This window comes from Pseudomonas sp. 11/12A (genome assembly GCF_000800055.1).
GTDB lineage: Bacteria > Pseudomonadota > Gammaproteobacteria > Pseudomonadales > Pseudomonadaceae > Aquipseudomonas > Aquipseudomonas mohnii.
On record NZ_JUGV01000001.1, the window covers coordinates 1,860,851 to 1,885,651 of the forward strand.

Annotated in this window: 16 protein-coding genes; 7 read left to right on the forward strand and 9 right to left on the reverse strand. The window is 60.7% G+C overall.

Going from position 1 to position 24,801, the window contains the following annotated elements; all coding sequences use genetic code 11:
* Positions 1–12 precede the first annotated feature (12 nt).
* The 3 genes from GQ39_RS08680 to GQ39_RS08690 all read left to right on the forward strand — a co-directional run bounded on the left by GQ39_RS08680 (position 13) and on the right by GQ39_RS08690 (position 6,033).
* Positions 13–2,502 (forward strand): efflux RND transporter permease subunit, encoded by a 2,490-nt coding sequence (locus tag GQ39_RS08680; RefSeq protein ID WP_047528904.1) that lies wholly within the window; start codon positions 13–15, stop codon positions 2,500–2,502.
* 63 nt (positions 2,503–2,565) lie between these two features.
* Positions 2,566–4,344 (forward strand): acyl-CoA dehydrogenase C-terminal domain-containing protein, encoded by a 1,779-nt coding sequence (locus GQ39_RS08685; RefSeq protein ID WP_047528906.1) that lies wholly within the window; start codon positions 2,566–2,568, stop codon positions 4,342–4,344.
* 51 nt (positions 4,345–4,395) lie between these two features.
* Positions 4,396–6,033: a fatty acid--CoA ligase gene (locus tag GQ39_RS08690; protein WP_047538630.1), complete on the forward strand. Its 1,638-nt coding sequence runs from the start codon at positions 4,396–4,398 to the stop codon at positions 6,031–6,033.
* Between the two features lie 140 nt (positions 6,034–6,173).
* On the opposite strand, the gene GQ39_RS08695 is transcribed toward GQ39_RS08690, so the two are convergent.
* The 5 genes from GQ39_RS08695 to arcD (GQ39_RS08715) form a co-directional block, all read right to left on the reverse strand.
* A complete protein-coding gene (locus GQ39_RS08695) occupies positions 6,174–6,536 on the reverse strand; it encodes a DUF5064 family protein (protein ID WP_047528908.1) in 363 nt (120 codons plus the stop codon).
* Between the two features lie 65 nt (positions 6,537–6,601).
* Positions 6,602–7,531: a carbamate kinase gene (gene arcC, locus GQ39_RS08700; RefSeq protein WP_047528910.1), complete on the reverse strand. Its 930-nt coding sequence runs from the start codon at positions 7,529–7,531 to the stop codon at positions 6,602–6,604.
* A gap of 126 nt (positions 7,532–7,657) precedes the next feature.
* Positions 7,658–8,668 carry an ornithine carbamoyltransferase gene (locus GQ39_RS08705; protein WP_047528912.1) on the reverse strand — a complete coding sequence of 337 codons (1,011 nt, stop codon included), beginning with the start codon at positions 8,666–8,668 and terminating at the stop codon, positions 7,658–7,660.
* A gap of 175 nt (positions 8,669–8,843) precedes the next feature.
* A complete protein-coding gene (gene arcA, locus GQ39_RS08710) occupies positions 8,844–10,100 on the reverse strand; it encodes an arginine deiminase (protein ID WP_047528914.1) in 1,257 nt (418 codons plus the stop codon).
* A 34-nt stretch (positions 10,101–10,134) separates the two neighbouring features.
* Positions 10,135–11,562, reverse strand: a complete 1,428-nt coding sequence (gene arcD / locus GQ39_RS08715; protein ID WP_047528916.1) for an arginine-ornithine antiporter — start codon at positions 11,560–11,562, stop codon at positions 10,135–10,137.
* Between the two features lie 464 nt (positions 11,563–12,026).
* Here arcD (GQ39_RS08715) and arcD (GQ39_RS08720) point away from each other — a divergent pair, with 464 nt between their 5' ends.
* Complete coding sequence (gene arcD, locus GQ39_RS08720) at positions 12,027–13,454, forward strand: arginine-ornithine antiporter (RefSeq protein WP_047528918.1); 1,428 nt, start codon at positions 12,027–12,029, stop codon at positions 13,452–13,454.
* 7 nt (positions 13,455–13,461) lie between these two features.
* Here arcD (GQ39_RS08720) and GQ39_RS08725 read toward each other — a convergent pair whose 3' ends face one another.
* Positions 13,462–15,174 (reverse strand): cation:proton antiporter, encoded by a 1,713-nt coding sequence (locus tag GQ39_RS08725; RefSeq protein ID WP_047528919.1) that lies wholly within the window; start codon positions 15,172–15,174, stop codon positions 13,462–13,464.
* Between the two features lie 319 nt (positions 15,175–15,493).
* On the opposite strand from GQ39_RS08725, the gene GQ39_RS08730 reads away from it, so the two are divergent.
* From GQ39_RS08730 to GQ39_RS08740, 3 genes are all read left to right on the forward strand, one after another.
* Complete coding sequence (locus GQ39_RS08730) at positions 15,494–16,156, forward strand: hypothetical protein (protein ID WP_047528920.1); 663 nt, start codon at positions 15,494–15,496, stop codon at positions 16,154–16,156.
* 88 nt (positions 16,157–16,244) lie between these two features.
* Positions 16,245–17,066 (forward strand): polyphosphate kinase 2, encoded by an 822-nt coding sequence (gene ppk2, locus GQ39_RS08735; RefSeq protein WP_047528921.1) that lies wholly within the window; start codon positions 16,245–16,247, stop codon positions 17,064–17,066.
* 48 nt (positions 17,067–17,114) lie between these two features.
* A complete protein-coding gene (locus tag GQ39_RS08740) occupies positions 17,115–18,899 on the forward strand; it encodes a SulP family inorganic anion transporter (RefSeq protein ID WP_047528923.1) in 1,785 nt (594 codons plus the stop codon).
* A gap of 39 nt (positions 18,900–18,938) precedes the next feature.
* Here GQ39_RS08740 and GQ39_RS08745 read toward each other — a convergent pair whose 3' ends face one another.
* The 3 genes from GQ39_RS08745 to GQ39_RS08755 are packed head-to-tail and all read right to left on the reverse strand — an operon-like array spanning position 18,939 to position 24,788.
* Positions 18,939–20,375, reverse strand: a complete 1,437-nt coding sequence (locus tag GQ39_RS08745; RefSeq protein WP_047528925.1) for an efflux transporter outer membrane subunit — start codon at positions 20,373–20,375, stop codon at positions 18,939–18,941.
* A gap of 1 nt (position 20,376) precedes the next feature.
* Positions 20,377–23,586, reverse strand: a complete 3,210-nt coding sequence (locus GQ39_RS08750) for an efflux RND transporter permease subunit (RefSeq protein WP_047528927.1) — start codon at positions 23,584–23,586, stop codon at positions 20,377–20,379.
* Positions 23,583–24,788 carry an efflux RND transporter periplasmic adaptor subunit gene (locus GQ39_RS08755; protein ID WP_236693087.1) on the reverse strand — a complete coding sequence of 402 codons (1,206 nt, stop codon included), beginning with the start codon at positions 24,786–24,788 and terminating at the stop codon, positions 23,583–23,585. The genes GQ39_RS08750 and GQ39_RS08755 overlap by 4 nt, the downstream gene beginning before the upstream one ends.
* Positions 24,789–24,801 lie beyond the last annotated feature (13 nt).

Below are 24,801 nucleotides of genomic sequence, written 5' to 3' on the forward strand. Positions count from 1 at the left end.
GAGAACCCTGACATGGGCAACCTCAAGCAAGACACCATGCCGGTGATCCGCCACATGCGTGACTTCGATCGTAACTCCGGCAATCGCCTGGAGCGCTGGGTCTTCAACTACCGTCCGCTGTTCATGCTGGTCATGGCCTTGATCACCCTGGTGCTGGGCTACATGGCGGCCACTCGCCTGGAGCTGCGCCCCAGCTTCGAAAAAATGATTCCCCAGAGCCAGCCCTACATTCAGAACTTCCTCGAAAACCGCAAATCGTTGCGCGGCCTGGGCAGCTCGGTGCGGGTGGTGGTGGAAAACACCCAGGGCGATATTTTCGACCCCGAATACCTGGCGGTGCTCAAGCAGGTCAACGATGACCTGTTCCTCACCGAAGGCGTCGACCGCGCCTGGATGAAGTCCTTGTGGAGCCCGGCGGTACGCTGGAATGAAGTCACCGAGGAAGGCTTCCAGGGCGGCCCGGTGATGCCCGACGCGTACCAGGGCTCGCCCGCAGACATCGAACAGCTGCGCCAGAACATCAACCGCGCCGGCATCGTCGGCAGCCTGGTGGCCAGTGATTTCAAATCGACCATGCTGATCGTGCCGCTGCTGGACAAAGCCTCGGCGACCGGCCACGGCATCAATTACTACCCGTTTGCGCAACTCCTCGAACAACAGCTGCGTGACAAGATTGAGTTTGCCGGCGACAGCAAGGCACGCAAGGCCGGGGAGGAGGGCAAGGGCAAGTACAAGGTGCGGGTGATCGGTTTTGCCAAGTTGATCGGCGACCTGATCGACGGCCTGATCCAGGTGATGATGTTCTTCGGCCTGGCCGTGGTCACCTCGTTCGTGATCATTTACCTCTACACCCGCTGCCTGCGCAGCACGCTGCTGGTGATCTTCTGTTCGCTGACGGCGGTGGTCTGGCAATTGGGCATTGTCGCCTGGCTGGGCTATGCCATCGATCCGTACTCGGTGCTGGTGCCGTTCCTGATCTTCGCCATCGGTGTCTCCCACGCGGCGCAGAAGATGAACGGCATCATGCAGGACATCGCCCGTGGCACCCATAAACTGATCGCGGCGCGCTACACCTTTCGCCGTTTGTTCATTGCCGGGGTCACCGCGTTGCTGGCCGACGCGGTGGGTTTCGCGGTGCTGATGCTGATCGACATTCCGGTGATCCAGGACCTGGCCATCACCGCCAGCATCGGCGTGGCCGTGTTGATCTTCACCTCGCTGCTACTGATGCCGGTGGCGCTGTCCTACATCGGTGTCGGGCGCAAGGCCGCCGAGCGTGCGCTGAAGATCGACACCCGCGCCGACGAGAGCCGCGGCTTCGGCAAGCTGTGGGATTTTCTCGATCGTTTCACCACGCGCAAGTGGGCCACCGGCATCGTGCTCGGCGCCGTGGCGCTGGGCATCGCGGGCTTCATGGTCAGTCAGCACCTGCAGATCGGCGACCTCGACAGCGGCGCCCCGGAGCTGCGCGCCGACTCGCGCTATAACCGCGATAACGCCTACATCACCGGCCACTATGCGCTGTCCAGTGATCTGTTCGCGGTGATGATCAAGACCGCACCCGAAGGTTGCCTCAATTATCAGACGCTGATTCTGGCTGACCGCCTGGCCTGGGAGCTGCAGCAATACCCGGGCGTGCAGGCGACGTCTTCGCTGGTCAACGCGGTCCGGCAGATCACCGCCGGATCGTTCGAGGGCAATCCCAAGCTCAACAGCATCCAGCGCAACCAGAACGTGCTGAACTACGCGGCGCAGCAGGCCTCGGTCAATGCCCCGGAACTGTTCAACACCGACTGTTCGGTGATGCCGGTAATCGCCTTCCTCAAGGACCACAAGGCCGAGACGCTGGACGCGGTGGTCGCCATCGCCGACAAGTTCGCCCGGGAAAACAGCACCCCGGATCGCCAGTTCCTGCTGGCTGCCGGCACCGCCGGTATCGAAGCGGCGACCAATATCGTCGTGCGCGAGGCCAACCACACGATGCTGCTGTACGTGTACGCAGCAGTGACACTGTTCTGCCTGATCACCTTCCGCAGCTGGCGTGCCACGCTGGTGGCGCTGTTGCCGCTGGTGCTGACGTCGATTCTCTGCGAAGCGTTGATGGTCATCATGGGGATCGGCGTCAAGGTCGCGACGCTGCCGGTGATCGCGCTGGGGGTCGGGATCGGTGTCGACTACGCGCTGTATTTGCTCAGCGTGCAGTTGCACTACCAGCGCCAGGGCATGCCGTTGGCACAGGCCTACCGTAATGCCGTGTCCTTCACTGGCCGGGTGGTGGGGCTGGTCGGCATCACCCTGGCGGCGGGTGTGGTGTGCTGGGCCTGGTCGCCGATCAAGTTCCAGGCCGACATGGGCATCCTGCTGACCTTCATGTTCATCTGGAACATGCTCGGCGCATTGATCCTGATCCCGGCGCTGTCCTGTTTCTTGCTGCGCAACATCACCCCCGTACCCGCAAGCACCACCGAACGCACTGCGGAGCTTGTGGGCGCAAACCATTAACCCTTCGCACTTCCATTGACCAGGGCATGTTGAATGCCCTGACATTGCCTGAGTATTTCAAATATGGCTGACTACAAAGCGCCCCTGCGTGATATCCGGTTCGTACTCAACGAAGTTTTCAAAGTCTCCCGCCTGTGGGCGGCGATGCCGGCGCTGGCCGAGGTGGTGGACGAAGAAACCGCCAATGCGATCCTTGAAGAAGCCGGCAAGATCAGTGCAGAACTGATCGCACCGCTCAGTCGCAGTGGCGACGAGCAGGGTTGCGCCTGGAACAATGGCGAAGTGTCCACCCCTGACGGTTTTGCGCAGGCCTATCGCGCCTTTGCCGAAGGCGGCTGGGGCGGTGTCGGTGGTGACCCGGCCTACGGCGGCATGGGCATGCCCAAGGTGATCGGTGCGCAGGTCGAGGAAATGGTCAACGGCGCCAATCTGTCTTTCGGCCTGTATCCGATGCTCACCGCTGGGGCCTGTCTGGCGATCAAGGCCCATGCTAGCGAAGAACTGAAGTCCGCCTTCCTGCCGAACCTGTACGCCGGCATCTGGGCCGGATCGATGTGCCTGACCGAACCGCACGCGGGCACCGACCTGGGCATCATCCGCACCAAGGCTGAACCTCAGGCCGACGGTTCCTACAAGGTCAGCGGGACCAAGATCTTCATCACCGGCGGCGAGCAAGACCTGACCGAAAACATCATTCACCTGGTACTGGCCAAACTGCCGGATGCCCCGGCGGGGCCGAAGGGCATTTCGCTGTTCCTGGTGCCGAAGTTCATGGTCAATGCCGATGGCAGCCTGGGGTCGCGAAACGCGCTGTCCTGTGGCTCGATCGAACACAAGATGGGGATCAAGGCGTCCGCCACCTGCGTGATGAATTTTGACGGCGCCACCGGCTGGATCATCGATGCGCCGAACAGGGGCCTGGCGGCGATGTTCACCATGATGAACTACGAGCGTCTGGGGGTCGGCATTCAAGGCCTGGCCACGGGTGAGCGTTCGTATCAGAACGCCGTTGAATACGCCCGTGATCGTCTGCAAAGTCGTTCGCCGAGCGGCGCGCAGAGCAAAGACACCGTGGCCGACCCGATCATCGTCCACCCGGACGTGCGGCGCATGCTGTTGACCATGAAAGCCGCAAATGAAGGCGGCCGTGCCTTCTCGACGTACGTGGCCATGCAACTGGACACCGCCAGGTTCAGCGAAGACACCGCAACCCGCCAGCGCGCGGAAGGTCTGGTGGCGTTGCTGACCCCGGTGGCCAAGGCGTTCCTCACCGACATGGGGCTGGAGACCACGATTCATGGCCAGCAGATCTTCGGCGGCCACGGTTACATCCGCGAATGGGGTCAGGAGCAACTGGTGCGCGACGTGCGCATCACCCAGATCTACGAAGGCACCAATGGCATTCAGGCGCTGGACCTGGTTGGACGCAAAGTGGTGGGCACTGGCGGTGAGCTGTACAAACTGTTCGCTGACGAGATTCGCCATTTCACCGCCACCGCTTGCGCCGACCTCGCGGAGTTCACCAGACCGTTGAACAGCGCCCTGGACAACCTCGACGAACTCACGGCATGGCTGCTCGACCGTTCGAAAAACAACCCCAACGAAATCGGCGCGGCGTCGGTCGAGTACCTGCACGCCTTCGGCTACACCGCCTACGCCTACATGTGGGCGCTGATGGCCAAGGCTTCGGTGAGCAGGGAAGCGCAGGACGACTTCTACGCCAGCAAGCTGGGCACGGCGCGGTTCTACTTCGCCCGCCTGCTGCCGCGCGTTCAGTCGCTGGCCGCGTCGGTCAGGGCCGGTAGCGATTCACTGTACTTGCTCGACGCCGATCAGTTCTGACCCCGTGAACCGGAGATGATCTCCAATCAACCGCATCAGGAAGACTTCACCGTGGTGAAAACAAAAATACTCGCCCCCGCGCCAGGCGCTTATAGCTACCCCTTGTTGATCAAGAGCCTGTTGCTCTCGGGCGCACGCTATGCGCCCGATCAGGAAATTGTCTATGCGGACAAGCTGCGCTACAGCTACCGGACGCTGAATGAGCGCATCCAGCGATTGGCCAACGCGCTCACGCAAGCGGGCGTCAAGGCCGGCGATACCGTGGCCCTGCTGGATTGGGACAGCCATCGGTATCTGGAGTGTTTTTTCGCCGTGCCAATGCTGGGCGCGGTGTTGCACACGGTGAATATCCGTCTGTCTGCGGACCAGGTTCTCTACACCATGAACCACGCCGAAGACGACCTGGTGCTGGTGCATGACGATTTTCTGCCGCTGATGGAGCAGGTCCACGATCAGCTGACAACGGTCAAAGGCTACATTCAGCTCACCGATCATGGAGCGCCGTCGACTGCATTACCGGTGTTGGGGGAATACGAAAGTCTATTGGCGCAGGCTGCACCGCACTTTGATTTTCCTGATTTCGATGAACAATCGGTGGCCACGCTGTTCTACACCACCGGCACGACGGGCGACCCCAAGGGCGTCTACTTCTCCCATCGCCAGTTGGTCTTGCACACGCTCAATGCCGTCGGCACCCTCGGCGTCTATCAGGGTTTGCCATTGTTGCGCTCCGACGACGTCTACATGCCGATCACGCCGATGTTCCATGTGCATGCCTGGGGCGTGCCCTATGTCGCGACATTGATGGGGATCAAGCAGGTTTACCCGGGGCGCTATGAGCCCAATAGCCTGGTCAGGTTGTATCGCGAAGAGAAGGTCAGTTTTTCCCATTGCGTGCCGACGATCCTGCAAATGATCCTGGGTTGCGACGAAGCCGCCGCGACTGACTTCAGCGGCTGGAAAATGCTCCTGGGCGGCAGCGCCTTGACCCATGGCCTGGCCGCCCAGGCGACCGCACGGGGCATGCGGGTGCACAGCGGGTACGGGATGTCCGAGACTTGTCCACTGCTGTGCCTGACGCACCTGAGTGAGGCCGAGCTGGAACAACCGGCGCCAGACCAGGTGGCGGCGCGGATCAAGACCGGGGTAGCGGTGCCGATGGTCGACTTGCGCATCATCGATGCCAGTGGCCATAAAGTGGTACAGGACGGCGAGGCACTCGGCGAGATCGTCGTACGTGCGCCGTGGTTGACCCAGGGCTACCTGAATGCACCCGAGCAAGGCGCGCAACTGTGGGAAAACGGCTGGATGCATACCGGTGACATCGGCTCCATCGACCCCATGGGCGTCGTGGAGATCAGGGACCGGATCAAAGACGTGATCAAGACGGGCGGGGAGTGGATCAGCTCGCTGGAACTGGAGAGCCTGATCAGCGAGCATCCCGCCGTCAGTTCGGTCGCGGTCGTGGGTGTTCCGGACCCGCAGTGGGGTGAGCGACCGGTGGCCCTGGTGGTGTCAGAAGGCATCACGGCCGAAATGCTGGTGGCTCATCTGCATCAGTATGTAGAGAGTGGTCGCATCAACAAATGGGCGATTCCCCGGCAGATCAGGCTGGTGGCCGACATACCCAAGACCAGTGTCGGGAAGATCAACAAGCGGCTGATTCGTGAACAGGAATTAAGCCAATAGCCGACGATGTGCCTTTGTAGGAGCGAGCCTGCTCGCGATGGTGGTCAACGAAAACGCGGGGAACCTGACACCCCGTGGCGTCTTCGAGTTCATCGTCGGAACGCCGCCCGGAGCCGGCTCGCTCCTACAAGGGCGGTGGGTCATCCCAGGTGTTCGGGTTTGACCGGGTCGCCCGACTGCATGTTCAGTTGCACCCGTACATCCTCGAACATGAGGTCGTAATGCTTGTGGATCGAGCCGATCTGGCTGTGGGTCTTGGGAATGCCGTACTTCTCCGCAATTTTCGTGACGTTGCTGGCGAAGTTGTAGGCCTGGTCCTTGGGCAGATAGAACGTCTCTTCGAACTCCCTGCCTTGAATGGTGCCGTGCATCTTGAACTGCATCCCTTTGCCTTCATCGGGATGTTGAGTGACTTCATAGTCGATGTACACGTTGTAGCTGACGTCGTCGCTGGTCAGCGCGTGACGCTCGATGTGTAAGTGACCGGGCTCGAACTTAGCCATTGTCATCTCTCCTGCAAACAGGCCTTGAAGGCGGGCAGGCCTGCTGCCGGCCCGCGACTTAACGTTTATCGATAGCTGATACCGGGTGTCGCCATACTGACGCGAGTGCCGGCCTTGCCCTGGACGATCGCTTCGATGTCCGAGAGTGAGCCAATCACCGCGACCTTTCCAGTATGACGGGCAAATTCGCAGGCTGCCTGCACCTTTGGCCCCATTGACCCGGCGGCAAAACCCTGACGCTCCAGTTCATCCGGGTGCGCCTGGGCGATGGCTTTCTGGCCAGGCTTGCCGAAGTCGATGTACGCCGCATTGACGTCGGTGGCGATCACCAGCAGATCGCTTTCCAGTTGTTCGGCCAGCAGCGCCGAGCAAAGGTCTTTGTCGATCACCGCTTCGACGCCTTCGAGTTTTCCGGGCGCCGTGTACAGGGTCGGAATACCGCCACCGCCGGCACAGATCACGATGCTGCCTTTTTCCAGCAGCCACTTGATCGGGCGGATTTCGAAGATGCGCTTCGGTCTGGGGCTGGCGACCACGCGGCGGAATTTGTCGCCGTCCGGAGCGATGGCCCAGCCCTTTTCGGCGGCGAGTTTTTCCGCCTCGGCCTTGGTGTACACCGGTCCGATGGGTTTGCTGGGCTTCTGGAACGCCGGGTCATTGGCGTCCACTTCGACCTGGGTCAACAGCGTGGCGAAGGGCACTTCGAAGTCCAGCAGGTTGCCCAGTTCCTGTTCGATGATGTAGCCGATCATGCCTTCGGTTTCGGCACCCAGCACGTCCAGCGGGTAAGGCGACACTGAGGTGTAGGCCGCCGCTTGCAGCGACAGCAGGCCGACTTGAGGGCCATTGCCGTGGGCGATGACCAGTTCGTTGCCGGGATGGATCTTGGCGATCTGTTCGGTGGCGATCCGGATGTTGGCGCGCTGGTTGTCAGCGGTCATCGGTTCACCCCGGCGGAGCAGGGCGTTACCGCCCAGAGCAACGACGATACGCATAATGCAATCCTTCTAAACAGAGACGTTGCGAATGACTCGGTCTCCTATTGGAACTCGATCAGCGTGGGAGCTGGCAAGCCAGCTCCCACAGGGGCTTTGTTCCAGCAGTGAGAGCCGGGCGAGCCGTTAGATATCCGCCAACGCCGACACCAGGATCGCCTTGATGGTGTGCATGCGGTTTTCCGCTTGCTCGAAGGCGATGTTGGCCGGCGATTCGAAGACTTCTTCAGTTACCTCCACGCCGTTGGCCAGGTGCGGATACCGCGCGGCAATGTCTTTGCCGACTTTGGTTTCGCTGTTGTGGAAGGCCGGCAGGCAGTGCATGAACTTCACGCGCGGGTTGCCCGAGGCCTTCATCATGTCGGCATTGACCTGGTACGGCAGCAGTTGCTCGATGCGCTCGTCCCACGCTTCGACGGGCTCACCCATCGACACCCAGATGTCGGTGTGGATGAAGTCCACGCCCTTGACCGCGGCTTTCGGGTCTTCGGTGATGGTGATACGTGCACCGCTTTCTTCGGCGAAGGCTTTGCACTGGGCAATGAAATCAGCGTGTGGCCACAAGGCTTTCGGTGCGGCGATGCGCACGTCCATGCCCAGTTTTGCGCCGATCATCAGCAGTGAATTACCCATGTTGTAGCGTGCGTCGCCCAGGTAGGCATAGCTGATGTCATGCAGCGGCTTGTCACTGTGTTCACGCATGGTCAGGGTGTCGGCGATCATCTGCGTCGGGTGGAATTCAGCGGTCAGGCCGTTGAACACCGGCACGCCGGCGAACTTGGCCAGCTCTTCGACGATTTCCTGTTCGAAGCCACGGTACTCAATGGCATCGAACATCCGCCCCAGCACGCGGGCGGTGTCTTTCATGCTTTCCTTGTGGCCGATCTGCGACGACACCGGGTCGATGTAGGTGACGTGGGCGCCTTGGTCGTGGGCCGCCACTTCGAAGGCGCAACGGGTGCGGGTCGAGGTTTTTTCGAAGATCAGCGCGATGTTTTTGCCTTTCAGGTGCGCACGCTCGGTGCCGGTGTACTTGGCGCGCTTGAGGTCACGGGAAAGGTCCAGCAGGTAATTGAGCTCGCGCGTCGTGTGGTGCATCAGCGAGAGCAGGCTGCGGTTGCGCATATTGAAAGCCATGATGGATCTCCTTGCCCGACACTGTGAAAGCTACTGCGCTTGGAAATACTGCGTTAAAAACAGGCTCGGAATGCTCATTTACAAGCAGTAGACTCCGCTTCCTCGCCTGTTTTTGCCTTGTCTTTCCTGCGCTCGCTACGCTTTCACAGCGTCGGGTCGTCATTAGTCAAAAAAATTAATAATCGATCGGGTCGCGAATGATCGGGCAGGTCATGCAGTGGCCACCGCCACGGCCGCGGCCGAGTTCGCCGGCGCTGATGGTGATGACCTCGACCCCGGCCTTGCGCAACAGGGTGTTGGTGTAGGTGTTGCGGTCATAGCCGATGACCACGCCGGGTTCCATGGCGACCACGTTGTTACCGTCGTCCCACTGTTCGCGTTCGGCGGCGAAGCTGTTGCCGCCGGTTTCGACGACGCGCAACGCTTTCAGGTTGAGGGCCTTGGCCACGGTGTCGAGGAAGTTGGCTTCTTCGCGACGAATGTCGATGCCGCCTTGCTTGCTTTCGTCCGGACGCAGGGTGAAGGCAACGATCTGGTTCACCACTTCCGGGAAGATGGTCACCAGGTCGCGGTCGCAGAAGCTGAACACCGTGTCCAGGTGCATCGCTGCACGGGATTTTGGCAGGCCGGCGACGATCACTTTCTCGACGGCTTTGTTCTTGAACAGATTGAGCGCCAGTTGGCCAATGGCCTGACGGGAGGAGCGCTCACCCATGCCGATCAAGACCACGCCGTTGCCGATTGGCATGACGTCGCCGCCTTCAAGGGTGGAGCTGCCGTGTTCCTGGTCAGGATCGCCGTACCAGATCTGGAAGTCGGCGTTGGTGAACTCCGGGTGGAATTTGTAGATGGCGGTCGCCAGCAGCGTTTCCTGGCGGCGCGCCGGCCAGTACATCGGGTTGAGCGTCACGCCGCCGTAGATCCAGCAGGTGGTATCCCGGGTGAACTGGGTGTTGGGCAGCGGCGGCAGAATGAAGCTGGAGTGGCCGAGGAAGTCGCGGAACATCTGGATGGTCTTGCCACCGAAGCTGTCCGGCAGGTCATCGGCCGACACGCCGCCGATCAGGTACTCGGCGATTTTGCGCGGTTCCAGGCTGCGTAGCCACGAACCCGTTTCATTGACCAGACCCAGGCCGACCGAATTGGCGGTGATCTTGCGCTCCAGAATCCAGTCCAGGGCTTCGGGAATGGCAACGATGTCGGTCAACAGGTTGTGCATTTCCAGCACATCAACGTTGCGTTCTCGCATTTTGGTGACGAAGTCAAAATGGTCGCGCTTGGCTTGTGCCACCCACAACACATCATCGAAAAGCAGTTCGTCACAGTTGTTCGGGGTCAGCCGCTGATGGGCCAGGCCGGGGGAGCAAACCATGACTTTGCGCAGCTTGCCGGCTTCGGAATGGACGCCGTACTTAACTTTTTCCGTGGTCATTACCGTGATCCTCCAGATGACAATTATTCAGCTATTACATGGTCAGGAAGCCGTCATACAGCCCATAGGCAGCCACCAGGGCGCCCACGACGACGGCTGCGAAAATCAGCTTCTCGACGTTGGTGAAAACCGGTTTGTTGAGTTCCATCTTGGCCTTGGCGAACAGAATCACGCCGGGGGCATAGAGCAGGGCGGACAGCAGCAGGTATTTGACGCCGCCGGCGTAGATCAGCCAGATCGCGTAAATCAGGGCGACAGCACCGATGATCAGGTCTTTGCGGCGCTCGGCCGCCGCGTTTTCATAAGTCTCCCCGCGTACCGCCAACAGCAACGCATAGGCCGCCGACCACAGGTACGGCACCAGGATCATCGAGGTCGCCAGGTAGATCAGTGACAGGTAAGTACTGGCCGAGAACAGGGTGATGATCAGGAACAGTTGCACCATGGCATTGGTCAGCCACAGGGCGTTGACCGGTACATTCTTGGCGTTTTCCTTGCGCAGGAACGCCGGCATGGTGTGGTCCTTGGCCGCGGCAAACATGATTTCCGCGCACAGCAGCACCCATGACAGCAACGCACCGAGCAGCGAAATGACCAGACCGACGCTGATCAGCACCGCGCCCCAATGGCCCACCACGTGTTCCAGCACGGCGGCCATCGACGGGTTCTGCAGCTTGGCCAGTTCCGGTTGGGTCATGACGCCCAGCGACAGTACGTTCACCAGCACCAGGAACAGCAGCACGGTGATGAAACCGATCACGGTGGCTTTACCCACATCGGTGCGTTTTTCCGCCCGCGCCGAGAAAATGCTCGCGCCTTCGATGCCGATGAACACCCACACGGTGACCAGCATCATGTTGCGCACCTGGTTCATCACACTGCCCAGGTCAGGGTTTTTCAGGCCCCAGATGTCAGCGGTAAAGATGTCCAGTTTGAAGGCAAACAAGGTAATCAACATGAACAGCATCAGCGGCACGACCTTGGCGACAGTGGTCACCAGGTTGATGAACGCCGCTTCCTTGATCCCCTGCAACACGAGGAAATGCACGGCCCACAGCAGCACTGACGCGCCGATGACGGCGGCCACGGTGTTGCCTTCGCCGAAGATCGGGAAGAAATACCCCAGCGTGCTGAACAACAGAACGAAGTAACCGACGTTGCCCAGCCAGGCACTGATCCAGTATCCCCAGGCGGACGAGAAACCCATGTAGTCGCCAAAACCGGCCTTGGCATATGCGTAAACCCCGGCGTCCAGATCAGGCTTTCGGTTGGCCAGGGTCTGGAACACGAAGGCCAGGGTCAACATGCCCACGGCGGTAATTGCCCAACCAATTAGAATGGCGCCGACGTCAGCACTCACGGCCATGTTTTGTGGCAAAGAGAAAATGCCGCCGCCAATCATCGAGCCGACGACCAAGGCAACCAGTGCGCCAAGTTTCAGTTTTCCGGGGGATTCAGACATTGCATGACTCCAATGCAGGAGAAGAGAGACAACAGATTAGTTCTGTTAGCAATTCAATCATCTGACTTAGATCAGTACATGGGTACATTCCATCGTAATTTGAAGGACTTATGCGCATTTCATTGGCATAGTGATTTCTCCGGAAAGGCCTTATCCAGAGGGCTTTGACAGAACAAGCGGCAATACCCGGTATTGCTTTGAGTTTTTAAGCTAGTTCGTTTTTTGGTTTTCGCAAATTTTTGACATCCGATTCCAGTAGCGCTTGTGGATTAACGGTTTCGTTCAACCCAAGTGTTCTTAGCAAGGCGCCTATATTCTGATCGGCTATAAATAAACGGATCCCGGATTTGGCGTTATTTAATAAACGTAATTACGCTTTGACCATTTAGTTAATGCCAACCAAGTGACGGTTTGATGGCTGTGCCAGCACCCGGCCGCATCGGGAAATACATGGAGACCCAGGAATGTCGCAACCGACGCAAAAGCTTCGACTCAGTGCATTGATCGCCCTGGTGGTGGGCTCGATGATTGGTGGCGGTATTTTCTCTTTGCCTCAGAACATGGCAGAACGCGCCCATGCCGGTGCGGTCCTGATTGGCTGGGCAATTACCGCCGTGGGCATGTTGACCCTGGCCTTCGTATTCCAGACCCTGGCCAATCGCAAGCCGGAGCTGAACTCCGGGGTGTATGCCTACGCCAAGGCCGGTTTTGGCGACTACATGGGTTTCTCGTCCGCTTGGGGATACTGGATCAGTGCCTGGCTGGGCAACGTTGGCTATTTCGTGTTGCTGTTCAGCACCCTCGGTTATTTTTTTCCGGTATTTGGCCAGGGCAATACACCGATCGCCATCGGCTGCGCCTCGGTGCTGCTGTGGGCGGTGCACTTTCTGGTGATGCGAGGGATCAAGGAAGCGGCGTTCATCAACCAGTTGACCACCGTGGCCAAGATCGTCCCACTGATCATGTTCATAGTGATTGCCGCCGTGGCGTTCAAGGCCGAAGTCTTTACTCGCGACATTTGGGGCAAGAGCAATCCGGACTTCGGCGGCGTGATGGACCAGGTGCGCAACATGATGCTGGTGACGGTGTTCGTGTTCATCGGCATTGAAGGCGCCAGCATCTATTCGGCCAGGGCAGAGAAACGTGCGGATGTCGGGCGGGCGACGGTGATCGGCTTCCTCGGTGTCCTGGCGCTGCTGGTATTGGTGAACGTGTTGTCCCTCGGAATCATGAGCCAGCCTGAACTGGCGACGTTGCAGAACCCGTCGCTGGCGGCTGTTCTGGAGCACGTAGTGGGGCATTGGGGGGCGGTACTGATCAGCGTCGGCCTGGCGATCTCATTGCTTGGGGCCTTGTTGTCCTGGGCATTGCTGTGCGCGGAGATCCTCTTTGCCACCGCCAAAGACAAGACCATGCCGGTGTTCCTGACCCGGGAAAACGCCAACCATGTACCGGTCAACGCCTTGTGGCTGACCAATTCAATGATCCAGATTTTTTTGCTGATCACGCTGTTTTCCGCAGGGACCTACACCAGCCTGATCTACCTCGCGTCTTCGATGATTCTGGTGCCTTACCTGTGGTCGGCGGCCTATGCGGTGCTGTTGAGCGGGCGCGGGGAAACCTATGAACATGCCTCGGCGGAGCGGACCAAGGATCTGTTGATCGGCGGCATCGCGTTGAGTTATGCGGTGTGGCTGCTGTATGCCGGGGGTGTGAAATACCTGCTGCTCTCGGCGTTGCTGTATGCACCGGGGGTGATCTTGTTCGCCAAGGCCAAGCATGAGCAGGGCGAACCCTTGTTTACCCATTTCGAGAAGGGCATTTTTACCTGCGTCATCACCGGTGCCGGCCTGGCGGGATATGGGTTGTACAGCGGTTTTCTGTCGTTATGAGGCGTGTTCAAACCTCCTCGTCTTCGGCGCCGGGATAGAACCCATGCAGCAGGCGATAGCGGTCATGCCGTACCTGAGCGATGCGGTCGAGGACCTGACGCTCAGGGAAGCCCAGCATGATCAGGGCATGAGAGGCGAGCATCAGGCTGGACTCGAGTAACTCGGGCACCACTTCGCTGGCACCGGCCGCTTTCAACTCGGGACTCTGGCTGTCGTCCCGCGTACGCACCAGGATCGGCACGTGCGGATTGATGCGGCGCGCCTCCTTCACCACCTGCAGGGCAACCTCGGATTTGTCGACGGCTATGACCACCAGGCTGGCACGCTCCAGGCCCACGGCGACGAGTAGCTCGCCACGATGAGAGTCGCCGTAATGCACCGCGCTTTCGGCGACGGCGGCTTCCCGAACCCGGACCGGGTCATTATCGAGGGCGATGTAGGGCTGCCGGGCCTTGTGCAGGATGCGCCCGATGGATTGCCCGACGCGACCGTAACCACAAATCACCACATGGCCCTGCACCCCGGCGTTGAGCGCGCTGATTTCCTCCAGCTTCGCCTCTTCGTTGGGCTTGCGGTGCAGACGTGCGGCAATCCAGGGCGCAGCGCGCAGCAGCGACGGAGTGACCACCATCGAGCAAAACGTCGCCGCCAGCAGCAAGCTGCCGAGCCCGGCGGGCATCAGGTCGTTTTGCTGCATCTGTGCCATCAATGCAAAGCAGAATTCCCCCCCCTGAGCCAAGGCCAGGCCGCTGCGCCAGGCGGTCTCCCGGTCGCTGCCACGTAATTTGACCAACAGCGCGACCACGCTGCCCTTGATCAGCAACAATGCCAGGGTCAGCCCGAGGATCAGCAGGCCATGACTGGCGAACAGGCGCAAGTCGATCAGCATGCCGATGCTGATGAAAAACACGCCGAGCAGTATGTCGCGAAACGGCCGCAGATCGGCCTCGATCTGGTGCCGGTAGTGGCTTTCCCCCAGCAACATGCCGGCGAGAAATGCGCCCAGGGCAGGGGAGAGACCGATCAGGTGCGTCAGCCCGGCGGTCAGCAGGACGATCACCAGGGCCAGCAAGACGAACAGTTCCGCCGAGCGAGCCGCCGCGACCTCATGGAACAGGCGCGGCAATACCCAGCGACTGGCCAGGGACAGCCCGAAGAACAACACCACGGTTTTGCCCAGGGTCAGGGGCAGCGCCCAATACCAGGCTTGATCACTGGTGCCGGCGAACACGGGTACCAGGGTCAGCAACAACACCGCGACCACGTCCTGGAACAGCAAAACGCCGATGGCATTCTGGCCGTGGCTGCTGAAAATCTCGCCGAGGCTGGTCAGCTCCTTGCTGACAATGGCCGTGGACGACAGCGCCAGGCCGCCGCCGAGTAACAGTGCAGGCGTGGTCGGCACGCCGGCGAGCATCAGCAATGCGCCCAGCACCGCCCCGGACACCAGCACTTGAAGGCTGCCCAGGCCAAAGACAACCTGGCGCAGCGCGATCATTTTCGACAGGGAAAACTCCAGCCCGAGCGAGAACAGCAAAAACACCACGCCCAGTTCGGCGAGCAGCGGTAGCGCTTCACTGTCATCCACCCAGCCGAACGCCTTGGGGCCGACGATCAGGCCCACAAAGAGATAACCCAGCACCGGTGGCAATCGCAGGCGATAGAACAGGGAAATGACGACCAGCGAGGAGGTGAGGATGATGATCAGACTGACGAACATAGAGACTCCGTGATGGTGCAAGGTGCGGCCACGAATGCCGCGCCAGTGAGGCTCAAGGCGAATGGTTGATGTCAGGTTCGGTCCTGATTCTTTGAATCGGCCATGGCGGATAACGCCTGGCCAGCGTGTCTTTACGCAGGGAGTGTAGCCCGCGCAAAAAAGCCGACGGGGTTTGCTCGCACCAGTGCGGCAGCAATATCGATTCAAACTACACTCACAGGGGGCTGGAAACGGACTGTTACAAGGCCGGCGCCCGCACAGACCCGCGAACCTGAATCGCAGGGCATCCAAAGGCGAGAAATCTGCCAAGGCTGGAAGCATGCAAAGCGCCGCAGAACATAAGTCCTCACGTGTGCTCGATCCTGTCGAGCGAGTTACGGAAGTGATCTTCGGTCTGCTCATGGCCATGACCTTCACGGGAACGATCAGCGTGGTCGCGGCAGACCAGGAGGCGGAACGCGTGATGATGATTGCCGCGCTCGGCTGTAACCTCGCCTGGGGACTCGCGGATGCTGTGATGTATCTGCTGCGAACGCTGATTGAACATACCCGCAGTCGCACGCTATTGAAAAAGCTGTGCAGCGACGCGGATGCGGCCACCGGGCAGGCGCTCATCGCCGACGCACTACCGCCACGCCTGGCGACTGCGGCCGGTGCCGACGGCCTGGAATTGTTGCGCCGACGCCTGGCCGAGACTCCCGCCATGCCTGCACCGCCGCGACTTGGGCTGAATGACTTCAAGGGCGCTCTAGGAGTGTTCCTGCTGGTTGTGCTCTCGACGTTTCCACTGGTGATCCCGTTTCTGTTGCTCGAACAGACGCGGCTGGCGGTGCGGGTGTCCAACCTGGTTGGACTGGTGGTGCTCTTTGCGGCGGGCTGGGTTCTGGCGCGTTACGCAGGCGCCAGGCCATGGCAGGGCGCGATTGCACTGACAATCACCGGTGCCTTGCTGATCTGCGCAATCATTGCACTCGGCGGGTAAGCGGCCAGGCATTTTTCAGGTCCCGACAGGCGCTCCTGTCGGGGTGATTTTTTGTAAGTCAGTGACTCTTCTTCGTGAGGTCTTGAACATGGCAAAGGACAAAAAAGGCAGCTCCAAGGGCGCTTCCGCTGAAAGCCCGAAACTGACAAACAAAGCGTATCTGGCGCAATTGCGCCTGTTGCATGTCGAACTGGTCAAGCTGCAGGAGTGGGTTCAGAAAAAGGGCGTCAAGGTCTGTATCGTCTTCGAGGGGCGCGACGGTGCCGGCAAGGGCGGGACGATCAAGGCGCTGACCGAGCGCGTCAGCCCCAGGGTCTTTCGGGTGGTGGCCTTGCCGGCACCGACCGACCGCGAAAAAAGTCAGATGTACGTGCAGCGCTACCTGCCGCACCTGCCCGCGGCCGGTGAAGTGGTGATCTTCGATCGCAGTTGGTACAACCGTGCGGGCGTGGAGCGGGTGATGGGGTTCTGCAGCGAAGAGCAGGTGGAAGCCTTCCTGAAAACGGCCCCCATGGTCGAACACGCCATCGTCAATTCCGGAGTTATCCTGCTCAAGTACTGGCTGGAGGTCAGCGAGCAAGAGCAGACCCGTCGACTCGAGGCGCGCATCCAGGACGGACGTAAAATCTGGAAGCTTTCCCCGATGGATCTCAAGTCCTACAGTCGCTGGTACGACTACTCGCGCGCCCGTGACGAGATGTTCAAGGCAACCGACACCGAGTTTGCGCCGTGGCTTGTTGCGAACTCGAACGACAAGCGCCGGGCGCGCCTCAATATCATCACCGACCTGCTCAGCCGCATCCCCTACCAGAGTGTTCCGCGCGAGAAGGTGAAGTTGCCTAAGCGGCAGAAGCCTGATGGCTATCGCGAACCGGATTATCCCTACAGGAAAATCCCGCAAAAATTCTGACCGGTACGTCCGCGCGAACCTGCGCCATCGCCAGAGGGCTGATGTCCCATGAATCAATCGGATACGACGCCACCCGAGCCGGGGCGGATTGCGCGCAAGGAAACAGGCGCGGACCAACCTGGCTGGAGCCGCTGGCTGCCGGGCCTGCGAGTGCTGCGCAGCTACAAGGCTGCCTGGCTGCAGCACGATATCGTCGCCGGCCTGGTGCTCACGACCATGCTGGTGCCGGTCGGTATCGCTTATGCGGTGGCATCAGGGGTCCCCGGTATCTATGGCCTCTACGCGACCATCGTGCCGCTACTCGCCTATGCGCTGTTCGGGCCCAGCCGGATTCTGGTACTGGGGCCCGATTCCTCGCTGGCGGCAGTGATCCTCGCCGTGGTCCTGCCATTGTCCGGCGGCGACCCGCAGCGCGCGATCGCCCTGGCGGGTATGATGGCGATCGTCTCGGGGACGGTGTGCATCCTGGCCGGTGTGGCGCGCCTGGGTTTCGTCACGGAGCTGTTGTCCAAACCCATTCGCTATGGGTACATGAACGGGATCGCGTTGACGGTATTGATCAGTCAGCTACCGAAGTTTTTCGGTTTTTCGATCGAGTCGGACGGCCCCCTGCGAAACCTCTGGGCCATCGCAACCGCCGTGATGAATGGAAAGACCAATTGGGTCACGTTTGCGATTGGCGCCGCCACCCTGGCGGTGATCCTGCTGCTCAAAGACAAAAAGCGTGTGCCGGGCATCCTGATTGCGGTGGCGGGCGCCACCGTTGCCGTTGGTTTGCTGGACCTGGCGACGCACAACGTCGCGATCCTCGGCTCACTGCCGCAAGGCTTGCCGGCATTCGCCATCCCGTGGATCACCATTGACGATATCGTCCCGGTGCTCATCGGCGGTTGCGCCGTCGCCCTCGTGTCGTTCGCCGACACCAGTGTGCTTTCCCGCGTGTATGCGGCGCGCACCCGTTCCTATGTCGACCCGAACCAGGAAATGGTGGGGCTCGGCGTCGCCAATCTGGCGGGTGGGCTGTTTCAAGGTTTCCCGATCAGCAGCAGTTCATCGCGCACCCCCGTGGCCGAAGCGGCGGGGGCCAGAACCCAACTGGCCGGCGTCGTCGGTGCGCTGGCGGTCGCCGTGTTGCTGATGGTGGCGCCGGACCTGCTGCACAACCTGCCGACCAGTGCGCTGGCGGCGGTGGTGATTGCCTCGGCGATTGGCTTGATCGAGGTCACCGACCTGCGACGAATCTATCGTATTCAGCAATGGGAATTCTGGCTCTCGATAGTCTGTACGGTCGGGGTGGCCGTGTTTGGCGCGATCGAGGGCATCGGCCTGGCGATCGTCATTGCGGTCATCGAGTTCCTGTGGGACGCCTGGCGCCCGTACTCTGCCATTCTGGGACGCGCCGAAGGCGTGCAAGGCTTTCACGACATCAAGCGTTATCCCGGCGCGCGTATGCTGCCCGGACTGGTGTTGTTTCGCTGGGACGCACCGTTGTTTTTCGCCAACGCCGAGCTGTTCAGTGACCGCGTGCTGGACGCCGTGGCCGCATCCCCGACGCCTGTGCGTTGGCTGGTGGTGGCGGCAGAGCCGGTGACCAGTGTCGATGTGACCTCCGCCGACATGCTCGCCGAGCTGCACCAGACCTTGCACGAAGCCGGCATCGAATTGTGCGTGGCGGAAATGAAGGACCCGGTCAAGGACAAGCTGAAGCGATTCGGGCTTCTCGAGAAGTTTGGCGAGTCGGCGTTCTTCCCGACAGTGGGCTCCGCCGTCAGCCACTACCTCCAACGCTATCCCGTAGAGCATCGGGAGGGAAATGACCTGGATCTCGAGTAAGCCACCACAATGGCGACAGGGCGGGCCCTGGCGGTTTGATCATGGCTGCGCTTTCGGCACATCGGTTGCGGTCAGTTTGTCTGCCTGATTCACCCAGCCGCCGCCGGTTGCCTTGTACAGATCAATCATGCTGGTGAACACCGAGCCACGGGTGCGGGTGTAGTTCAACTCGGCGTCGAACAGGCTGCGCTCGGCGTCCAGCACTTCGATGTAGCTGGTGTAGCCGTTGTCGTAGCGCAACCGTGCGAAGTGGGCGTAAGTGCTCAGTGCCTCGACCTGCCTGGCCTGGTAGGCCATCTGTTCTCTGGATTTGCTCGACGCGACCAAGGCATTTTCCACGTCCCTGAACGCCGATTGAATCGACTGTTGGTAGATCAGCAGCGCTTGTTGTTGGAAGGCTTCGGCTTGTTGCACCTGCCCGGCGATACCGCCGGCGGTGAAAATCGGCATGCTCGCCGCAACACCATAGGACCAGGTGGACGCGGGCCCGGTGAACAGGTTCGACAGCTGGTTGCTGGCAGAGCCCAGCAGCCCGGTCAGGGAAATGGTCGGGAAGTACTGGGCCTTGGCTGCGCCGATCTGGGCATTGGCCGAGATCAGGTTCAGTTCGGCCTGACGCAAATCAGGTCGCCGTTCGAGCAAATCCGACGGTAAGCCGGCAGGCACCGTTGGCAGATTCAGTTGGGCCAGGTCACGCCCGCGGATGATCGGCCCCGGGTTGCGCCCGAGCAGAACGGCCAGGGCGTTTTCCTGTTGTGCGACCAGGGGTTCGAATTGCGCAACCGACGCCCGGGTGCGCTCGTATTCGGACTGGTTCTGCGCCAATTCCATTTCGGAAATGGTGCCGGCACCGTAGCGCAATTTGAATATTTCGTAGGATTCACCGCGCGCCTTGGCGGTCGTGCGGGCGATTTCCAGCTCCCGGTCGAGATCACGCAGCGTCACGTAACTCGACGCGACTGACGCCACCAGGCTCAATATGACGCTTCGACGGCCTTCTTCCGACGCCAGCAGATCGGCACGGGCGGATTCGTCGAGGCGGCGCAAACGGCCCCAGATATCCAGTTCCCAGTTCACGCTGAGAATCGCCTGGTAGTTGTTGAACTCCGGGTCCACCGACGGATCGAGCGGCACCGGCCCGTTGTCTCGCTGCGAGCGGGACCGCTGACCCTGGGCGCCCAGCCCGACTTGTGGAAACAGCAGGGAGCGGGTCTGACCGTAACGCCCCTGGAATTCCTCGACTCGCGCGGCGGCAATCTTGATGTCTTTGTTTTCGAGCAACGCGGTGCGGATCAGATCATTCAGGACCGGGTCCTGGAACTGCTCCCACCACAGCGTGTTCGACAGATTCTTCGCTTCCTTGTCCGCGTAACGGTAGGCCGCCGGGGTTTCAATGGTCGGGTGCTGGTAGTCAGGTCCCACCATGCAACCCGCCAGGCCCAGGCACAACAACAGTGGGAAAGGGGGCTTACGCATCTCAATCCCCCTCATGTCTGTTCTGCGCCGCGCCGTCGGGAAGCTGCGGAGCCTGTGTCAGTGCAGCCGGTTTGGCAGGTTTTTGCACGGCGTCCTTTTCCCCGAACATTCGCTCCACCAGGTAATAGAAGAGGGGGATGAAGAAGATCGCGATCACCGTCGCCGCCAGCATGCCGCCGATCACCCCCGTGCCGATGGAGTGGCGACTGTTTTCGGACGCACCGACGGCAATGGCCAGCGGAACGCAGCCGAGGATGAACGCCAGGGACGTCATCACGATAGGGCGCAAACGCTCTCTTGCGGCGGTCATGGCGGCGTCATAGGCCGACATGCCACTCTCCCGGTTGAGTACCGCAAACTCGAAAATAAGGATCGCGTTCTTGGCGGCCAGCGCCACCAGCATGGTCAGTCCGATCTGGAAGTACACGTCGTTGCTCAAGCCTCGAAGGAGGATGGCGAGCAGAGCGCCGAACAAGGCAAAAGGCACCGCCAGCAGTACACCGATCGGCAGCGACCATTTTTCGTACTGCGCGGCGAGGATCAGAAACACCATCACCAGGCCAAAGATGAACACCTGGGAAGAGGCGCCGCCGCTCTTTTTCTCTTCGAACGCCTCGCCGCTCAAGGCCAGCGCGTAGTCGTTGGTCATGATTTCGGCGCTGATTTCTTCCAGGGCCTTGAGCGCCTGGCCAGAGCTATAACCGGGTGCGGGGTTCGCCGTGAGTTTGACCGCCGGGAAGTTGTTGAAACGGGTCAGCAGGTCGGGGCCGGTGACGTAGCGGGTGGTCAGCAGGGCCTTGAGCGGCACCATGTCCAGGTTTTTGCTGCGCACGAAGATCTCCTGCAGGTCCTCGGCTTTCAAGCGATAGGCCGGTTCGGCCTGCAAAATCACCTGCCACAGGCGACTGAACTTGTTGAACTGGGACACGTACAGCGAGCCGAACATGGTCTGCATGGCGCTGTAGACATCCTCCACCGGCACCCCGAGGGATTCCGCTTTTTCCCGGTCGACATCAACCATCAACTGGCGGGAAAACACGTTGAAGGTGGAGGTGATGACGCCGAGCTCCGGACGTTCCTTGGCCTTCGCCAGAAGACTGCCCACCATTTCCGCCAGTTGATCGGCGTTACCGTCGCCCTTGCTTTGAACCCAGACCTCCATGCCGCCGGTGGTGCCCAGCCCGGGAATGGACGGTGGGTTGACCGGCAGGATGATCCCGCCCTGAACCGTGGAAAACGCCCGCGCGGCCTTCTGGATCACCGCCGGGGCGCTTTGGGCCTTGATGGTTTCCGTGTTCTTGTAACGCTCCTCGAAATTCTTGAAGCCAACAAAAAGCACACCGGCATTGTTCTTGTTCTGGCCATCCAGCAGGCTGTAGCCGTTAACGATGGCAACGCCTTCGACCGCCTCCTCGTTCATGAAGAAGTCACTGGCCACTTTGCCCACTTCAGCGGTGCGATCCAGGCTGGCGGCGTCGGGCATGATCACCGCCCCAAGCAAGTAGCCCTGGTCTTCAGGTGGCAGGAATGCACTGGGGATGCGCTCTGCCATCAACAAAATCAGCACGATCATCCCGGCAAAGAGCAGCAGCGCCAGGACGAAGCGCTTGATCATGAAGGCCACCGAGCGTGAATAGCCCTCGGTCATGCGCTCGAAGTTGCGTTCGAACCAGCGGAAAAAGGCGTTCTTGTCGCCGTGCTGCGGCTTGAGCAGCAGGGCGGCGAGGGCGGGGGACAGGGTCAGGGCGACCAGGCCGGAAATCACCACGGAAATGGCGATGGTGATCGCGAACTGTTTGTAGAGCTGACCGGTGATACCGCCCATGAAGGCCACCGGAATGAACACCGCGCACAGCACCAGCACGATGGCGACCACGGGGCCTGCTACTTCATCCATCGCCCGTTTCGCCGCGTCCTTGGGCGTCATCTTGTGTACATGCATGTTGCGTTCGACGTTTTCGATCACCACGATCGCGTCGTCGACCACGATACCGATGGCCAGCACCATGCCGAACAGCGTCAGCATGTTCACCGAAAACCCGAGGGCGGACATGCCGATGAACGTGCCGACGATCGACACCGGCACCGCCAGCACTGGAATCAGCGTGGCCCGCAGGCTCTGCAGGAAGACGTAGACCACGATGACCACCAGCACCAGGGCTTCGAAGAAGGTGCGAATCACCTCGGTAATCGAAGCGCGGGTAAAGTCCGTGGTGTCCATCACGATCTTGTATTCGATGCCCTCGGGAAACGTGGCCTTCATGTCCGACAGGGTCTTGGTCACCGCCGCGGAAACGTCGAGGGCGTTGGCGCCGGGTTGCTGATACACGGCAATCAGCGTCGCCGGCCGGCCCTGATAGGTGCTGCGCAGGGAATAGTCTTTTTGCCCGAGTTCGGCGCGGCCGACGTCCTTGAGTCGAACGATGGCCGCGCCGTTGTTGCTGGCGCGCAGGATGATGTTCTCGAACTCCGAAGGCTCGGTCAGGCGCCCCTTGGTGGTCACCGCAAACGACTGCTCGACCGGTTGCCCCGTGGGCGACTGGCCGACCCGGCCGACGGCGAACTGCTGGTTCTGATTGGCGACGGCTTTCTGCACATCGGCAGCGGTGATGCCCAACTGGGCCATGCGGTCAGGCTTGAGCCAGATCCGCATGGCGTAGTCCGGGGTGCCGAAGATACTGGCCTGGTTCGCCCCCGGTATCCGCTTGATCGCATCGAGGATATAGAGGTTGGCATAGTTGGCGACGTAGGTGCTGTCGTAGCGGTCGCCGGCGGAATACACCGCAAGCACCATCATGAAAGCCGAGGATTTTTTCTGTACCTGGATGCCCTGGCTCTGCACGGCAGAGGGCAGTTGCGGCAAGGCCAGGTTGACCCGGTTCTGCACGTCGACCTGGGCCAGGGACGGGTCGGTGCCGATTTCGAAGAAAACGTTGAGGGTCATGTTGCCCGTCGCGGAGCTCGACGAGTTCATGTAGATCATGTTGTCGGCGCCGTTGACCTGCTGCTCGATGGGCGCTGCCACGTTATTGGCCACGACCTGTGCATCGGCCCCGGGGTATGTCGCGGCCACCGTAATCTGCGGCGGCGTGATGTCCGGGTACTGCGCGACGGGCAGCTTGAGCATGGCCACTGCACCGGCCAGGGTGATGATGATGGAAATCACCGAGGCGAAGATGGGCCGATCGATGCAATAGTGAGAAATGCTCATTGGCTTTTCCCGCCATTGGCTTTTGCCGGTTGCCCGTCGGCGGCGCCTGTGGAGGCGGCGCCAGGCGCATCGACAATATTCAACGGCCCGCCCGGCGTGACCCTGATCGCGCCATCGACCACGATGCGCTCGCCGGCCCGCAGGCCCTTGTTGATGAACCAGTTGTCACCCTGCCAGTCACCCACTTCAACCACCCGTTGCTCGGGTTTGCCTTCGGCATTGAGGACCCATACGAAATGACTTTTGGCACCTTCGAGCACGGCCTTTTGCGGTACGAGAATGGCGTTGGGCCGGGACGCGCCTTTGGCCAGGGCCCGCACAAACTGACCGGGGCGGAGCAGGCCATCGGGGTTGGCGAGCACGGCGCGAACCAGGAAGGTGCCGGTGCCCTGGCTGTAGGAAGGCGCCAGAAAGTTCAACTTGCCCTTGTTGGGGAACACGGTGCCGTCCGCCAGGACTACCTCAACGATAAATTCACTGCGCGGCGGGAACATGAGATGACCGTTGGCGATTTCGTCGCGGTACTTCAGGGTTTCGTTTTCCGAGAGGCTGAAATTGACGTACATCGGGTCCATCTGTGACACCGACGTCAGCAACCCCGACTCGCCTGGCGTCACATAACTGCCTTCCTGCTTCTTGGCATAGCTCGAAAGCCCGGTGAGGGGCGAGGTGATGGTGGTGTAACTGAGGTTCAACTGTTCGGTACGCACAGTACCCTCTGCGGCCAGCACGGCAGCACGGGTTTCACGCTCGTTGCCCACGGCATTGTCCAGGTCCATCTTGCTGACTGCATTCTGCGCCGCCAGTGGCTTGACCCGGGCCAGCGTAGCCTTGGCCACTTCCCAGCGGGCCTGTTGCTGGGCCAGTTGACCCTGGGCCGACAGCAGCGCGGCCTCAAAGGGTTTACGGTCCATCTGGAACAGTGTCTGCCCGGCTTTCACCACATCGCCTTCGGTGTACAGCCGCTTCTCCAGAAATCCGGCCACGCGAGCACGGATTTCCACCTCGCGGGAGCTCTGGGTCTGGGCGACGAATTCGAAGGTCACTGGCGTGTCGCGGGCGGTGACCGTCATCACCGTTACTTCAGGCGGCTTGCGCGCCGGGGAAACCGGTTCCTTTCCGCAGCCGGCCAACAGGACGCAAATCCCCAGCAGACTGGCAACTGGCAGGCCCAAACGGCTGGAAAATTTCACGCCACCCATACCAATGCTCCCT